At 59.9% G+C, this 15,654-nt stretch carries 12 protein-coding genes; 1 reads left to right on the plus strand and 11 read right to left on the minus strand.

The features are described 5' to 3' along the window. Positions 1-119 precede the first annotated feature (119 nt). From EK369_RS17555 to EK369_RS17585, 7 genes are all read right to left on the minus strand, one after another. The gene (locus tag EK369_RS17555; RefSeq protein WP_127115660.1) at positions 120-1,160 is read right to left on the minus strand and encodes an IS110 family RNA-guided transposase; all 1,041 of its coding nucleotides are present in this window, start codon (positions 1,158-1,160) and stop codon (positions 120-122) included. Positions 1,161-1,388: 228 nt separating this feature from the next. Then, a complete protein-coding gene (locus tag EK369_RS17560) occupies positions 1,389-1,586 on the minus strand; it encodes a hypothetical protein (protein WP_127115575.1) in 198 nt (65 codons plus the stop codon). A 321-nt stretch (positions 1,587-1,907) separates the two neighbouring features. Beyond that, complete coding sequence (locus EK369_RS17565) at positions 1,908-3,200, minus strand: type II toxin-antitoxin system HipA family toxin (protein ID WP_127115576.1); 1,293 nt, start codon at positions 3,198-3,200, stop codon at positions 1,908-1,910. After that, positions 3,200-3,445, minus strand: coding sequence for a helix-turn-helix domain-containing protein (locus EK369_RS17570; RefSeq protein WP_025059995.1), 246 nt, complete (start codon positions 3,443-3,445; stop codon positions 3,200-3,202). Before EK369_RS17570 ends, EK369_RS17565 begins: the two co-directional genes overlap by 1 nt. 97 nt (positions 3,446-3,542) lie before the next feature. Further along, positions 3,543-4,406 carry a hypothetical protein gene (locus EK369_RS17575; protein WP_127115577.1) on the minus strand — a complete coding sequence of 288 codons (864 nt, stop codon included), beginning with the start codon at positions 4,404-4,406 and terminating at the stop codon, positions 3,543-3,545. Positions 4,407-4,924: 518 nt separating this feature from the next. Next, positions 4,925-6,271 (minus strand): cytochrome-c peroxidase, encoded by a 1,347-nt coding sequence (locus EK369_RS17580; RefSeq protein WP_127115578.1) that lies wholly within the window; start codon positions 6,269-6,271, stop codon positions 4,925-4,927. 54 nt (positions 6,272-6,325) lie between these two features. Continuing rightward, complete coding sequence (locus tag EK369_RS17585; protein ID WP_127115579.1) at positions 6,326-6,877, minus strand: DUF4142 domain-containing protein; 552 nt, start codon at positions 6,875-6,877, stop codon at positions 6,326-6,328. A 128-nt stretch (positions 6,878-7,005) separates the two neighbouring features. Between EK369_RS17585 and EK369_RS17590 the strand changes: the two genes are divergently transcribed. Beyond that, entirely contained in the window at positions 7,006-7,926 is a 921-nt protein-coding gene (locus EK369_RS17590) for a LysR family transcriptional regulator (RefSeq protein ID WP_127115580.1), read from the plus strand. A 43-nt stretch (positions 7,927-7,969) separates the two neighbouring features. On the opposite strand, the gene EK369_RS17595 is transcribed toward EK369_RS17590, so the two are convergent. The 4 genes from EK369_RS17595 to EK369_RS17610 are packed head-to-tail and all read right to left on the minus strand — an operon-like array spanning position 7,970 to position 15,586. Continuing rightward, entirely contained in the window at positions 7,970-9,283 is a 1,314-nt protein-coding gene (locus EK369_RS17595) for an aspartate aminotransferase family protein (RefSeq protein WP_127115581.1), read from the minus strand. Next, positions 9,280-11,673, minus strand: a complete 2,394-nt coding sequence (locus tag EK369_RS17600) for a GcvT family protein (RefSeq protein WP_127115582.1) — start codon at positions 11,671-11,673, stop codon at positions 9,280-9,282. Before EK369_RS17600 ends, EK369_RS17595 begins: the two co-directional genes overlap by 4 nt. Next, on the minus strand, positions 11,670-14,057 hold the full coding sequence (locus tag EK369_RS17605) for a GcvT family protein (protein WP_127115583.1): 2,388 nt from the start codon (positions 14,055-14,057) through the stop codon (positions 11,670-11,672). Before EK369_RS17605 ends, EK369_RS17600 begins: the two co-directional genes overlap by 4 nt. Beyond that, positions 14,057-15,586, minus strand: coding sequence for a trimethylamine methyltransferase family protein (locus EK369_RS17610; protein ID WP_127115584.1), 1,530 nt, complete (start codon positions 15,584-15,586; stop codon positions 14,057-14,059). Before EK369_RS17610 ends, EK369_RS17605 begins: the two co-directional genes overlap by 1 nt. Between the last annotated feature and the right edge of the window lie 68 nt (positions 15,587-15,654).

The raw sequence follows: 15,654 nt of genomic DNA on the forward strand, positions 1-15,654 counted from the left end.
CCCCATCCTCGCAAGCGGACAGATGTCGTCCTGGACAAAGCCCGGGGTGTCTTGAGATTGCGGCTGACTCTTTTGCCATCACTTCACTGGCCTTGCTATCTTGGTTCCTTCCTTTGTCTTTAGACGGTTCTAATTCTGTAGGGTTCGTTCCGTGTGAGAACCGCCCAAATGATCCGAGCAGTTTTATTTGCCATTGCTATCGCAGCAAGCTTCGCAGGCTTTCGCTCCAAGATGTCCGAGAACCACGGATCAAATCTTTCTGGCGCTGTCTTGATTTGCTTGATGCGCGATGTCATCCCGACAACCATCAGGTTGCGTATGTACCGATCTCCCATCTTGGATATTCGGCCCAAACGTTCCTTACCACCGGTTGATCTGTTGAGCGGCGTAAGACCCAACCAGGCTGCAAAATCCCTGCCACACCTGAACTGTTCCGCGCCGCCAATCGTAGCAACAATGGCTGATGCGGTGATCGGTCCGATGCCAGGGATCGTTTCAAGCAAGGCAATCCGAGGTTCGGATTTCGATGCTTGCGTCAGCTTGCGCCCATACCAGAGCACCCGTCCATGCAGCGTCAAGAGCTGCTCACCCAGATCCATAATGGTGTCATGCGCAGTTGGCGGAAGATCCAGAGCGTCACCTTGGGACACCCGTTTGGCAAATCGGATGGCATGGCCGACACCTTGCGCAAAAACAATTCCAAACTCAGCCAACAGGCCGCGAAGCGCGTTGATGGTCTGGGTTCTCTGCCGGACAACGAGGCTACGCGCTCGGTGCAGCGAAAGAATGGCCTGTTGTTCGGGCGACTTCACCTCGACAAACCGCATAGTCGGGCGACTGACAGCTTCGCAAATGGCTTCCGCATCAGCCGCATCTGACTTGCCGCGCTTGACGTAGGGTTTCACATAGACGGGTGCGATCAACTTGACTTCATGACCCAGCTTAATCAGTTCTCGCGCCCAGTAGTGGCTTGCGCCACAGGCCTCCATGCCGATCAAACAAGGCTCCAATCTCCCGAAGAATGAAAGAACTTGGTTCCGCCGCAAAGATCGGCTGAAACCCAAATCTCCGTCTTGTGTGATACCGTGAACATGGAAAACGTTCTTGGCCAAATCGACGCCAACTGTTGTATCTGCATTGGGTGGCCCCTCTAATCGCAGTTCATGACAACTGCAGTATGGCGCATTGCGACGCCGATGAAGCAGGAGCCATCCACCCCATCCCGCAAAGCACCAGTTCCCCCAACTGCTGGATTTGCACTTGCAGCGAAAGTCCCGTCTGAGGAGTTGCACTGAAGCGACATCGGATGCTTGTCGAAGTCCAATTGGCAGCGATCCACACCTAACTTCGGGGTTATCCGGGGCGAGCTACCCGCCCCGGCACCGCAGTCATTCGGTGACTGGATCGTCATCGCGGCGCGGGAAGGCGACCATCTCGACGTCTTGGAACATGCTGTGTTTGACGTTGATCGACGTGATGTTGCCGCTGTCGTCGGTGTTGACGAAGAGGACACCGCAGCGGTCCCAGAAGTTCTTGCCGTCTTTTTCGCCGGATTTGACGTTCAGTTTCAGAGTTTGCGTAGCCAATTTTCAATCCTCACTTTGAGTGTTTCGATGAACATGGCCAAAGCGGGCACCAAGGGGATGTCAGAGGGAAAATTGCCTCGCGAGGAATGCGCTGGCGCAGGGGAATTTTCTTGTTGAAGCGGTGCTTGCACCGCGTCTGGCACGGCTGCCCGCTTATGTTCAGCAATCAGAAACACGGCGTTGAGGATCTGAGTTTGGTCATCAATCTCTGGGCTGGCCCGTCAAAGCTGGCCTGGAACGCTGCAACTACTGTACTGGGCCTGCAGATTGCTCACAGCAAATATGATCTACCGACCATAAAACGGAAATATGATCTGCGGATCATACGGCATGTAAGGCAATCGCCCGACGTCGTATGCCAGCAGCAATGGCATCTGCCAAAGGCTGTGGAAACCCATCCGGCAGGTCTGCTAGTGTCTTGTCCAAGGCGGGTTCAAGCTCAGACGCGACGCCCGACAAGACCTCTTCCGCCAGCGCCACACCAAAACCTGCCGCCTTCGCAGCCTGCAGGAAATGCCGCGGCACCACCTCGTTGATCCGGTAGTGTCCGTCGACGGCCATCGCGAGGCGCATCCGGTTCTGGCGGATTTGACCGTCATCCACGGCTTTCTGGGCGCTCAGCACATCGTAGAGCGGGGTCATACAGAAACCACGAGGAAGCAATGCAATGCTGAAATTCTTCGCATGCCCGTCGGTCGCCCCCAAAAGCCAAAAAAGCACCTGCGCACGGAAGAAGGTGCGCTGATCTGCTTCGGGGTCATCACTGCCCTTCAGCAACCCGATCCCTTCGGTGATCCCCGGCCCGCCATCCATTTGGTGTTTCTGGCTGGGTGGAACTGTGAGCGCCTGGCAAAAGTTTTCCTGCGGGAGGCGGATCAACCGGCCATCTTTGGTCCAGCGCCGATCGAACCGGGTCACAACAAGGCTCCGCACGCCCTCGAAGTCGGCAATCTCGACTTCAGCCACATCCATGCCCATGGCCCGACAGAGGTTCATGCAGAAAAATTCGTTCTCAACACTGTCAGACAAATCGATCCCTGCGGGCAGAACGCCAAGCTGCGTCTTGAGGATATGGGTTGTTGGGGTGAGCCCCGTTGGACGGATCCACGCGCCCTCGTGGCGTAGCAGCGCCGTTTTCTCCTGCGCCCCTGCGATAGAAATGCGGAAGTCGTCTTCCTCGTCTAAGCCAAGGGGGGCACTTGCGAGGTTGCGTAACATATCCGCAATCTGTGCCTCGGAAACGGGCTCTCCCTCGAGTGTGCCAACCTCGGGGATCTCACCCGAAACGAAGTGCAAGGCCCCCACACAATCGCGGCCGATCTTCTCCAGCATGTGCCACGCGTCCGTGCCGCCCGCACGCACCCGTGCAGCAACGCGTTCTCGTATCGCCTGATTGTCCGGCAGCAGGTTTTCCAAGTAGGCGATAACAGGGCCGCCCTGGTGTGCCACTTCACGCAAAGGCAGCGAAAGCGAGATGGGCATGGCATGTTCCCATGCCAACCATTCCGGATCATAGATAAAGCTGATCGCGCCTGAACCAGCGAGACGCAAAGCCCCCACCAACCGTCCGTTCAGAAGCACTTGCATCGTGCCGCTACGCCCGTGTTTGGCCATCAGAAGATATCCTCAATCTCAAGCGAGCCACCGCGTTCCACCAATCGGAACTCAAGCCCAAGTGCCGCCATAACAGCGAGCACTGTGGCGAGCTTGGCTCCCGCGTCGCCATTCTCGAGCGACGAAATCGTCGCGACGCGCAAATTCGTACGCGCGCTGATGTCGCTTTGGGTCCAGCCGCGCGCTTTGCGCGTCCGGCGAAGTGCCTCGCCGATCTGCTCGGCCGTTCGTGCTGTGAGGTCCATGATGCGGCTCCTTTTACGGCACAGCGTAAATTAAAACAAATTACGCTGCAACGTAAATATCTACTTTTTACGCCATGGCGTAACAATCGAGCCGCACTTATGCCTGCAGCCCCGCAGCGCGCACCTGCTCGGGCGTCACCAGCTTTGACGAGATCAAGCCCTCAATCTGCCGGTTTGTAATGTGGCGGCAAAGAGGGTGGCGTTCGTGGATCCACTCGGCGAGGCTCGCACGGCCTTTGGCTTCGGCTTCTTGCGCTTTCTCGCGATCCGCCTGTACCTGGGCAAGCCCCTTCTCCCAACGCCGCATCTTGAACCAATTGTCCGAGAAACAGACCTTGCTGCGGGTGTAGCCCTCGCTTTCCTTCGCATAGGCTTTGACCGCCTGCCGCAAGTCATCGGGCTTTACCCCGGCCTTCACGGCGGCTGCGATCAGGCGCAACGTAGTTCGTCGGTCGCGGATCCTGTCTTCGGGATAGACCGCTAAGATCTTCTCAGCTTCAAGATCTTCAACCTCCTCCTCCGCCTCGCGCCTGCGCGTAGGTGGTTTATGGATGGTTTTAGGATGGTTTGGGGTCCACCGTGAACCCCGTAAACCGTTCACCGTGGACCCCGTACCGGGTTCAGGCTGGACGGGGTTCACAGTGACCCCCGTCTCAATGTCGGGCTCAGCCGTGGGCTCGAGCACGGCCACGCGTTCCAGAACGATGCGGTAAATGACGGTGTAGCCGTTCTTGCACTGCCGCTGCCCTGTCTCGATCAAAATGCCTTCCCGCAGGAAGTCGATGATGGTGCGTTTGACGGTGCTCTCGCTAAGCTCTGTGTGGCGCTGGATCGTTCCTTTGGAGCACCAGATGCCCGAGCCGTCATCGCTCGCCTTGTCTGCAAGAAACATGATGATCTGTTTGCGCGCAGCACTGCCAAAGCGACGCACTGCGCATTCGTTTGCGATGCGCCAGCTCATTGGACCACCTCGCCGGTCAGAGGTCGCGAAAAAGCCGACTGAGCGTTTGCGGAGCGGTAGTAGCTCATGCTAACGTACTTCGAAAGCTGACAGGCTTTTTCTATTTGGCCCCGGTTCACAGTTGCCGCTGTGACGGGGTCTTTTTCGTTTTGAACCGGCGAATTTGGCTTTGAAACTTTCGCTTTTTGTTCACTTTTTGTCAGGGGGCATTTTGCACCCCTAAGCTGTTGTTTTTGCTTTATCTCTTTCTGGATTGCAAATCCGTGTACACCGGTTCGATTCCGGTACTCGCCTCCACACAATCTTCGTGAAAGCATTCGAATCATTGCAGTTTTGCGAAGGGTCTCAGGGTGACGCCCGAAAATTACGCGGCTGCATGTGGTGTGTCTGAAGACATCACTCGCAACTTGGTTTTGCGTGTCGCAAATCCTCACCCAGCCACTGGGAAGTCATTTGTCAGCCTGACTTCCGACCCTAATCCAGAGCGGTGTTAGATCAGATTTTTAGCACTGGCGGTCTCATTTCGTCTCGGCAAGCCGGGCAGACTGAGAGACTTGTTGCGGCACCTGTCCGCTCAGGGACGTGAGAAAAGCCGCGATATCGGATACATCGGCCTCGGTCAGAGCGCGGTCCCGCAATAGGGTGATGTTGCGTCCCGATTGTCCGTCTTCGTCGCGCACCGAGGTGATCAGGACCTCTGTCGCCTGCGCTGGATCATTGCTGAGCTGTTTGCCCAACTGCGACACAGCCATGATGCGGATGGCTTCCTCGAGCGTATCGACCGATCCGTTGTGAAAGTAGGGCGCCGTATTGGCGACGTTGCGCAGACTGGGAACGCGCCAGAAGCCGGGCTGCCCCTTGATCAACAGGTCATGGCGCGCGACCAGGGGATTGCCAGCAAACACCGGGAACCGGCGGTAGATGCCCGTGCCACGCAAGGTCCCTGCAGCGGAGAACACAGGATCAGTGTGGCAATTGCGGCATCCCAATTCCGAAAACAGGGCCATGCCGCGAAGCTGCTGTTGCGACAAGGCGCCATCCTCTCCCCGCACAAACCTGTCGTATGGCGTGTCGGGCGTTATCAGCGTACGCTCAAAGGCGGCAATGGCGGCGGCGATGGTTTTTGATGTAATCTTGGCCTGGGGTCCAAAAGCGCGGGCAAAACTGCCCTCATAGCCCGGATTTTCCTTGACGCGGTGCACCACCGCATCAAGCGATGGCATTGCCATTTCCACGGGATTGACGAAAGGCCCCAGCGCCTGTGCTTCGAGAGTGGCGGCCCGCCCGTCCCAAAACAGTCTCTTGAGGAAAGCCGCATTCAGTACGGTTGGCGCGTTGCGGTCACCAATTTGCCCCTCCACACCAACAGAATACCGAAGACCGTCATCGCCGCCTTTTTGCAGATCATGACAGGACGCACAGGAAATCGTGCGGTCGAGGGACAGGTTGCGGTCAAAAAACAGCTTTTCCCCCAGGGCCACCAACGTAGCCGGGGGGGCGCCTGCAGAAGGTCCTGGCGCGCGGTGAGGCAGAGCGCGCCAGGTTTGCCTTCGAAAACCCTGGACAGCCGTTGGGGGGACGTCCTGGGTTTTCCCGGCAAAGGTAAAGAAGTCTTCTGTTTGGTGTCTCAACGCCAGACCGGTTTCAGCGATTTCGCCCATGTTCGTACGCGTCAGGTAGCCGACGATCACCGCCTTGGCGGCGACAGAGAAAACTCCGGTTCCAAGCGCACAAAAGAGCAGAACCTGACCTGCGCGTGACACCCTGGTCCTGCGCCCCAGCTCGCATGAGATCAGCCACAGAGCGGCGGTTCCGAAAATCAGACCAACACCGATGGCAAAGGTGTATTCGTCGATCCCAAACATGATGGCACCTCTTCAAGAGGCCCGGGGTGGCGTCCAACACCCCGGGCAGCGCGGCTATTGTTCGATGGAAATGTTCAGCGTTTCCGCTGCGGCCATGTTCATTTCCAGATGGTGATAGAAGGCGGGCAGCACCGCTTCGAAATGGGCCTTGAGAACGTCGCTTTCGGTCTCGGGGATGAGGAGCTGTTCGACGGCCTCAATCGCCGCCTGGTGAAAGGCCACCTCGTGCCGCAGGTAGGCTGCATCAAAAGCGGCCCCGTCAAGGTCACGCAAGGCAAGAATGGTCGCATCATGATCCCGGGCAGCCCCAATCCTTGCTGGCGGCAACACCGGCTCGACCCCGATCTCTTCTGCGATGTCATGCACGGCGGCGCGAACGCCGGAATGATCCGCCGACACCATTTTGCCAATGGCGCGCACCTCGTCTGAGGCGCCCATCAGCTCCCCCAAAAGTGCGGTCTCGATGTCAAAGCTGTTGACCTGAGAATAGATGCCGATGATTTGCGCGTCGGTCAGTTCATCCGCCAGACTTGCGGTGGCTGCGCCCAGCGACATGAGCGCGGCAACGCCGGCAGTCGCAAGGTATGCGGTGATGGTCTTGGTCATGAGTGGTCTCCTTGGGGATGTGTGTCTGATCGCAACATCGCTGAGGGCTTGTCATTAGTGAAATTGAATGAAAAAATATGATTGATAGGTATTTTCGATATATCCGCCGAAACCGTCCGAGGTTCTGAATGAAAATCAGGCAAATCCAATTCGCAGTTACCGTGGCAGAGACCGAGTCTTTCAGTCTCGCAGCGGAACGCTGCAATGCGACGCAACCGACATTGTCCAACGCCGTGTCCCAGCTCGAAAAAGACCTGGGCGGCAAGCTGTTTTCCCGCACCACCCGCAAGGTCGAGATCACCCCCTTTGGGCGCCATATGTTGCCATACCTGCAGGCGATCCTGAGCGCCGAAAGCGAAGCCTTGGCGGCGGCGGCGGGTTTTCACAATCCCGAACAAAAGCTCTTGAAGATCGGGTTTTCACCGTTGGTGGACATGCACATGGTGGCCTCGTTGACCACCCCTTTCAGTCGTCAACGCGACGATGTTGATCTGTTCTTCAAGGAATGCCTGCTGGATGATCTGGCGGACAGGATCGAAACCGGGGCGATTGATCTGGCGATCTTGCCTGCTGACATTGTGCCGGACCACCTTGACCGATTGCCGTTTTACGCGGACCCGTTGTTTTATCTGCCGCAACACGGGGTCTCGCCGTCCGACGCCTCGGTTGTCAGCCTGTCCGACTTGCCCGATGACCCGGTCATCATGACCGGCGGAGGCTGTGGGCTGAACAAGTCCCTGGAAGTGTTGTTTGCACAAGAGGGCAAGGACCTGACCCCCTATCCCGGCTACGCCATGAGTTACCCGGTCATTGAAGACTGGACCTGGATGGGGCTGGGCGCTGGTGTGCTGCCAAAGGCCAAATTGAGCGGCGGGCACGTTGGTGCCCATCGGCTGGTCCGCAGCAACGGGCAGGCTGCAGAGTTCCAGTTCCTCTGGGTTTGGCGGCGCGAGGCACGCGACGTGTCCCACGTGCATGCGTTTTTAGAGTTCATACGTCAGAACGGCCCCCGGCTGGTTGCGGGACAGGTGCGGCTCGAGGCTGTGTAACCAGCCCTGAGAGAACAGCCCGCAGGCCATGCCCAGTCAGAGCCTACCGCCCAAGTCCCTGAAAGGCACTGTCCAAGCCCTCGGCCACCTGATCCACATCCGCCAGCGACAGACACAGCGGCGGTACCATGCGCAGGACGGACTGAGTCGGGCCGGACTTGGACAGGATCAACCCTTGCGACCGGCACGCTTCGAAAACGTCCGTTGTGGCCTCGCGATCCGGTGTTTTCTTGTCCCGGTCACTGACGATTTCAATCGCCAGCATCAGCCCCTTGCCGCGCACGTCGCCAATTGCCTCATGGCGGCTTTGCAGGTCTTTCAAGCGGGCCAGCAGTGCGCCACCGACAGTTCGCGCATTCTCTTGCAGGGCTTCGTCCTTCATTACGGCCAGAACCGCACGGGCCGCAGCTGCCGAGGTCGGGTTTGCACCATAGGTGTGGAACATAAACTTTTCGGCCATGGGGGCCGCAACCTCTTTGCGGGCGACCACGGCGCCGATGGGGAACCCGTTGCCCAGACCTTTAGCCATGACCACGATGTCGGGCACGACACCATCCGCCTCGAACCCCCAAAAGTGTTCGCCAGTGCGGCCAAAGCCCGACTGCACCTCATCCGCGATGTAAAGCCCACCGGCGGCCCGCACACGTTCCGCGGCCCCGGACATGTAGCCCGGCGGCATCTCGATAATGCCACCGTAGCCTTGCACACTTTCCACGAAAATCCCGGCCACCTGTCCCGAGGTCGCCGTAGCGATGGTGCGGTCAATCTCGTCCAGATAGGGCTGCGTGCCGGAACCAAAGATGCCGCGATACTGATTTGGCTCGGGCACAAAGGCCACGTTGCCCGGCATGCCTGGATGCCGCCAGCCCGCGATGCCGGTGATCGACTGCGCCGCCGCCGTGGGACCGTGATAGGCGGTGCGCAAGGCCAAGAGATCGAGATTGCCGGTATAGGTTCGCGCCATGGTCATGGCGAGGTCCACAGCCTCGGACCCTGAGTTGGTCAGATGCACCACCCACTCATGCCCCTTGGGCATGGTTGCCGCCAGTTCCTCGGCCAGATGTGCTGGCGTCGGGTGATAGAACATCGTCGTGCAATGGGTCAGGTCCTGTGCCTGTTCCATCGCGGCCGCCACCACGCGCGGATGCGAATGCCCCACCGAGATACAGACATTCATCCCCAGCAAATCCGTGAACTTGTTGCCCTGATTGTCCCACAGGTACTGGCCTTGGCCTTTCTGAAAGACAATCGGCTCTCGAAACGGCGTGAACCGTGTCAGGGACGCCGCATAGTACTGATCCCGCCGCGCGGCTGTGCCATCATAACTCCAGTCGGTGTGCAAAGGGTGATCGGTCATGGCATGTCTCCTTGGCCGCGCAGGCGCGTATTGTCAGGGTCAAAAGGGGGACGCTCGAGGATGTTCACCGGGTACCGTTGCCCCAGAACATCCACAGTTAAGTCATTTCTCGCTGTGGCGTCGCGCAGGTATGCCAGGGCCAGTGACTTGCCCGTGCGATGGCCAAAAGCGGCCGAGGTCACGATGCCAACACTCCGATCACCCTGCCAGAGACCATGGGCATAATAGGGGTACACCGCGTCCGAAAGCACTTCGATCAGCACCATTTCCCAGTCATTGGCGCGCGCCTCAACGGCTCTCCAGCCCGCGCCGTCACGGTTCCTGAGAAAGGGTTTCAGCCCAGATTCAATCGGAGAGCGTTCCGTGGTCAACTCGCTGCCCCACCCGCGATAGCCTTTTTCCATCCGCATCGCGTTCGCTGCATAGGTGCCATAGTGGCCGACCCCATGGGCCTGCCCTGCAGCCAAAAGTGCCGCATAGACGGTCTGCATCGCGTCCATGGGCATGTGCAGTTCCCAGCCAAACTCACCCAGATAAGACACCCGCAGCGCCAGCACCTCCTGCCCGGCCACGGTCAACCTCTGGCAGGACAGCCATGGAAACCCCAGATCGTCCGGGCAACAAGCCGCCAGCACAACCCCGGCTTTCGGCCCCATCAGGCCAATGACGCCTTGCTCTTCTGTCACATCCCTGAGCGTCACAGCCTCCGCGCCCGGCACGGCTCGCAAGATGTCCCAGTCCATCTGCCGCCCGGCTGCTGCCGAGGTCAGATAGGCGTGGCTCTCGGCGGTTCTCGTTACGGTGAACTCGGTCTGCACACCACCCGCAGGGGTCACCACATGCGTGAGGCCAATCCGCCCCACGGCAGGTGCCTTATTCAGGCCCAGCGCTTCGAGATAGGGCACCACATCGCCGGTGATCTCGAACTTGGAGAACACCGACAGGTCTGCCAATGCCACCCGGTTGGTTGCGGCATCCACCTCAGCTGCCACCTGATCAAACCAGCCGGGCTTGCCAAAGGTATCCGCAGCCTCGGCCCCACCAAAATGCAAGGGCCGCTCCCAGCCATAGGCGAACCCCATCACCGCGCCCTGACCCAGCATCTGCCTGTGCAAAGGCGATTTCAGGATATTGCGGCCCGCAGGGCGCTCTTCGTGCGGGTAATGAACGCCAAACTGCAGCCCGAAACACTCAATCGCCTTGGCCACGCGATAGTCGCGATCAGCCCATGCGCCAAACCGGCGGCTGTCCACCGCCAGGGCATCCATCGGCGGCGCACCGTGGGTCATCCAATGGGCAAGAAACCACCCGGCCCCACCGCCCTCCATCACTCCCATGGACGAGCCGGTCAGCAACCAGGCATTCTCTAGCCCATGCGCCGGACCGATCAACGGATTGGCATCCGGGGTAAAGGTGATCGGACCGTTCACGACGGTCTTGACGCCGCCGGTTTCCAGCGCCGGAATGCGGGCCATGGCATCCATGATGATATGCTCCACCCGGTCCAGATCGGGCGGCATCAGGTCGGCACCAAATTCGGGCGGCACGCCATCCACGGACCAGACCTGCGCCTCTTTTTCATAAGGCCCAAGGATCAGCCCATCGCGTTCTTGGCGCACGTACCAGCTCTCTTCCGGGTCACGGATCATCGGCAGTTCCGGCAAGCCTGCCGCTTGTCGCTCAGCCACGGCAGGCACGGTATCAGTCACAAGATACTGATGCAGCACCGGCACCGAGGGGATGTTCAACCCCATCATATGGCCGATCTCCCAGCCCCATGTGCCAGCCGCGTTCACCACATGCCGGGTAGTTACGGTGCCCCTTGCGGTCTCAACCAACCAGTGATCGCCCTCGCGTCGGATGGTCGAAACCGGGCATTGCCGCCAGATTTTGGCACCACCCCGCACCGCGACCTGCGCCATGGCATTGGTGGCAAGGCTGGGGTCCACATGGCCGTCATCCGGTTCATAGATGCCCCCCAACAGCCCATCCAGTTGCGCCAGCGGGTGCAATTCGGCAATCCGCTCCGGCGTCAGGATTTCCAGCGGATAGCCGGTGAACGCAGACAATCCCGCCACATGGCGAAACTCGGCCATGCGTTCGGGGTTACGCGTGATGCGCATCGCGCCCGAGCGGTGAAACCCACAATCCTGCCCGGTCTCTTCCGGCAGGATATCACGGTACAGCCGCACCGAGGTGGCGCGCAGCTCCTGAATGGTGGGGTTATGGGCAAAATGCGTACACAGTCCCGCCGCGTGCCAGGTTGACCCGTGCGTGAGGTCGTTCTTTTCGACCAGCAGAACATCCTGCCAGCCCTGTTTGACCAGATGATAGAGCAGCGACACGCCCATCGCGCCGCCACCGATGATGACCACTTGTGCGTCACTCATGCGCGCATCCTCTTTCCCGTTGGGTCAAAAGGCGGCTTGCGCAGCACCTCTGCTCCATAGTCTTTGCCTGCCACACGCACAGAGAAGTCACGCGCGCAAGTTTCCGACATCGTTTCGCCCGGATCCACAGACACCATCGCAAAGGCGAGGTTTAGCCCGGTCCTTGGCCCCAAGGCCCCCGAGGTGGTCAGCCCCACATGCTGCGCGCCCTCGTAAACCGGCTCATCATGCAGCACCAAAGCGTCACCCCGGATATGCAGCAACACCAGCCTCTGGCGTAAACCGTCGCGCCTCTGGGCCTCTAGCGCTGCCTTGCCGATAAAATCCTTGGCCCAGTCGATGGTGAACCCCAGCCCCGCCTCCAACGGCGTCACAAAGGCGCCGATCTCGTGGCTCCAATGCACAAAGCCCTTTTCCATGCGGCAGCCATCCAGCGCGTAGTGCCCCATGGGCTGTGCTCCTGCCCCATAGAGGGCGTCAAACACTGTCGCAGCTTGGCCGCTCTCAACCATGATTTCCCAACCCAGCTCGCCTACATAACTCACGCGGGTCAGGCGGCACGCTACGCCTGCAACGCTCCCAAGGCACGAATGCCCAAAGCACATCGCTGGAAAATCCTCGGACACAGCTTGCAATACGGCCCGGCTGCATGCGCCCATCACGCCGATGACGCAATACGACTCTGTGATATCGAGACAGGCGATGTTCTCTCCCAAATGACGCCGCAGATAGGCCCCGTCGCGCATCCGCGTTGCTGCGCCAGAAACCACCAGAAACCGCTCCGCGCCAATCCGCGTAACGGTCACGTCCATCTCAATCCCGCCACGTGCATTCAAAAGCTGCGTGTAAACCGCCCGCCCTTCGGCCACATCCAATTGCGCCGTCGCGAGCCGGTTCAACCCAGCCAGGGCCTCGGGCCCGGTGACTTCGAACTTGGCAAACGGGCTGAGCTCCAACAGTGCGGCACCCTCGGCCATCACCGCAGCCTCACGCGCAGCAATGCCGTACCAGGGCTGCGGACCCACCGCATAAGGCAAGCTCCGCTCAGCTTCATCACGGGCATACCAAAGTCCGCGTTCCCACCCGGCGGTCAGGCCAAACACGGCCCCCGCCCTGGCCCAGCGGTCATGCAGCGCCGATACGCGCAGCCCCCGCCCCGCCTTGGGCTGTTTATAGGGCCAGTGCATCGCAAACAGGTCCGCCACCGCCTCTTGCATCCGCGCCGCCATATGGTCGGGATCGGCGGTTGCCGGGTCGGCACGGGCGATGTCGACTTCCCACATCTCCGTCGGCGGTTCACCATCAACAACCCAGTCGGCCAGCGCCCGACCGATCCCTGCCGAGGACATCACCCCAACCGAGTTCATTCCCGCGGCCACGAACAACCCGTCGACCTGAGGGGTTTCCCCGACCAGAGGCCGCGTGTCCGCCGTGAAACTCTCCGGCCCGTTCATGAAGTGCTGAATGCCAACGCGCTCTAACGCGGGCACCAGCGCCAGCGCCGCCTCCAGAAACGGCGTGAATTGCTCCCAGTCTTCGGCCATCTCAAGGAATGCACGATCCCCTTCGGGGCCGTAAGGGTCCCAACATTTGGCATCCGGTTCAAAGCCGCCAATCACCAGTTTCCCGGCATCGCCCTTGATATAGATGCCCCGATCAAGATCACGGATCACCGGAAAAGGGTCGGGCAATCCGGCCACGGGTTCGGTCACCACATACATATGCTCTACCGACTGCAACGGCAGCGCCACACCCGCCGTCGCGGCCAACTCGCGCGACCATGCCCCGGTGCACAGGATCACGCGATCCGCATTAATCACCGATCCATCGCGCAAGCAGACACCGGTGATGCGGTGCCCCTCACGACGCAACTCGGACACCGAAACCCCTTCGCGGATCTCCACGCCCAGTTGCCGCGCTGCGCGGGCATAGGCCATGCACAGGTCGACCGGGTTCACGTTGGCGTCTTCCGGCACCTGCAAGGCGCCAACCAAGCCGTCCTTGTTCAAGAGCGGCAGATCAATCTCATCCGCTGTGACCATGCTCGGCGTCAGCCCTTGGGTCGCGCCCAGATCAGCAATCCGGCGCAGTTCATCCAGCCGCGCCTCTTCCCGCGCCAGCCAATAGCCCCCGGTGCGGCGATAGCCTGTCGACATGCCCGTCTCGACCTCCAACGCGGGAAACAGCTCAAGCGCATAAGACGCCAGCTGTGTCATGTTCGGCGTCGCCCGCAGCGGTCCCACGATGCCTGCCGCATGCCACGAGGTGCCCGAGGTCAGCTGATTGCGCTCCAACAGCACAACATCCTCAGCACCGCGCTTGGCCAGATGATAGGCCACGCTCAACCCAATGGCCCCACCGCCAATGATGACATTGCGTCCCATCAGAAATAGTCCCTGTCCGGCAACCCGGCTTTGGTCTCGGCAATGTAATCCTGCAACCGCACGTCGATCTCCGGGTCCAGCCCCGGGTCTTCATACGCCTCCAGCCGATCCTTCCAGATGCGATTGGCCCGTGTTGCGGCATCTTCGCCACCCGCCGCCTGCCATTGCTCGAACGACGCATCATCCGGCGTCAGCGGTCGGAACAGAGCCGACATGAAATTGGTCTGCGTGTGTTCGGACCCTAAGAAATGCTGCCCCGGACCGGTTGCCGCAATCGCCTCCATGGCCTGCGCGTTTTCGCTGAGATCAATGCCGTCAAAAAACCGACCCACTTTGCCGCAGATATCATGGTCGATGATCGTCTTCTCAAACGAAGTCACCAACCCGCCCTCAAGCCAGCCGGTGGCATGGTTGATCAGGTTCGCGCCGGCAAACATCGACATCATCAGACCCCAGGTCGCCTCTTGCTGGCTCTGCGCATCGGGCACCTTGGACGACGACAATGTGCCGACCGTGTGCAAGGGCACCCCAAGCCGCCGCGCCAACTGACCTGCGGCCAGCACCAGCAACCCGGCCTCCGGCGTGCCAAAGGTCGGCGCGCCGGTTTTCATCGACATGGTCGAGGCAAAACTGCCCATCAGACAGGGCGCTCCCGGCGCCACAAGTTGCACCAAGGTCATTGCCGCCATGGTCTCAGCGAGAACCTGCGCCAGTGTGCCCGCGACGGTGGTTGGCGACATCGCCCCGGTCAGCACCCAAGGCGTACAGGCCACCGGCTGCCCTGCCCGTGCATAGGTTTTCAGCGCGCCGGACATATGCGAATCCATCACCAGGGGCGCATTGGTGTTCGACACGCAATAAAGCACGGCGTTTTCCGCCACGAACGCCTCGCCAAACAGAATACGCGCCATCTCGATGGCGTGTCCTGCCCGCTCAGCCCCGATAAAGGCCCCCATAAAGGCCCGGTCCGAGTAGCGGATATGTGCATAAAGCATATCCAGATGCCGTTTGGTGGCGGGCAGGTCCACTGGCTCGCAGACCACGCCGCCAGAGTGATGCAACCATGGCAAGGTCTGGTGCAGCTTCACCAGCGTCTCGAAATCCTCGTGGGTGGCATAGCGCCGCCCCTTGTCTAGGTCATGCACGAAGGGCGGCCCCCAGCTGGGGCACAAAACCGTCGCATCGCCCCCCATCTGCACATTGTTGGCCGGGTTGCGCGCATGTTGAACGAACTTGGCGGGTGCTGTGGCTTGGATGGTCTTGCGACAGTATCCCGGGGCAAACCGCACCCGCGTGCCATCCACATCACAGCCTGCTTCTGCGAAGATCCGCAAAATCTCGAGATCGTCGTGAAACTCCATGCCGACCTCTGCCAGAATGCGATCAGCATTGGCTTCGATGAGTTCCAGCCCTTCGTCGCTCAACACATTGTAGGTGGCCAGCTTGCGCAGGATAAATGGCGAGCGTTGCTCAGCCACTTTCGCAATGCCCTGCCTCTGACGGCGTTTTCTTTGGCGAGTTCGTTCCATAGCCGACAGCGTTGCGGACAGAATTGACTTCTGACAATCAAAAGCAAACAGTATCAGAAATGTTTATA

It is taken from the genome of Shimia sediminis (assembly GCF_003990645.1).
In the GTDB taxonomy this organism is placed as follows: Bacteria; Pseudomonadota; Alphaproteobacteria; order Rhodobacterales; family Rhodobacteraceae; genus Shimia; species Shimia sediminis.

Excerpts from the sequence above, each read along its gene's own strand:
- EK369_RS17590 (WP_127115580.1), top strand. The coding sequence starts at position 7,006 with ATGAAAATCAGGCAAATCCAATTCGCAGTTACCGTGGCAGAGACCGAG.
- EK369_RS17585 (WP_127115579.1), bottom strand. The coding sequence starts at position 6,877 with ATGACCAAGACCATCACCGCATACCTTGCGACTGCCGGCGTTGCCGCG.
- EK369_RS17595 (WP_127115581.1), bottom strand. The coding sequence starts at position 9,283 with ATGACCGATCACCCTTTGCACACCGACTGGAGTTATGATGGCACAGCC.
- EK369_RS17580 (WP_127115578.1), bottom strand. The coding sequence starts at position 6,271 with ATGTTTGGGATCGACGAATACACCTTTGCCATCGGTGTTGGTCTGATT.
- EK369_RS17600 (WP_127115582.1), bottom strand. The coding sequence starts at position 11,673 with ATGAGTGACGCACAAGTGGTCATCATCGGTGGCGGCGCGATGGGCGTG.
- EK369_RS17570 (WP_025059995.1), bottom strand. The coding sequence starts at position 3,445 with ATGGACCTCACAGCACGAACGGCCGAGCAGATCGGCGAGGCACTTCGC.
- EK369_RS17610 (WP_127115584.1), bottom strand. The coding sequence starts at position 15,586 with ATGGAACGAACTCGCCAAAGAAAACGCCGTCAGAGGCAGGGCATTGCG.
- EK369_RS17575 (WP_127115577.1), bottom strand. The coding sequence starts at position 4,406 with ATGAGCTGGCGCATCGCAAACGAATGCGCAGTGCGTCGCTTTGGCAGT.
- EK369_RS17605 (WP_127115583.1), bottom strand. The coding sequence starts at position 14,057 with ATGGGACGCAATGTCATCATTGGCGGTGGGGCCATTGGGTTGAGCGTG.
- EK369_RS17565 (WP_127115576.1), bottom strand. The coding sequence starts at position 3,200 with ATGGCCAAACACGGGCGTAGCGGCACGATGCAAGTGCTTCTGAACGGA.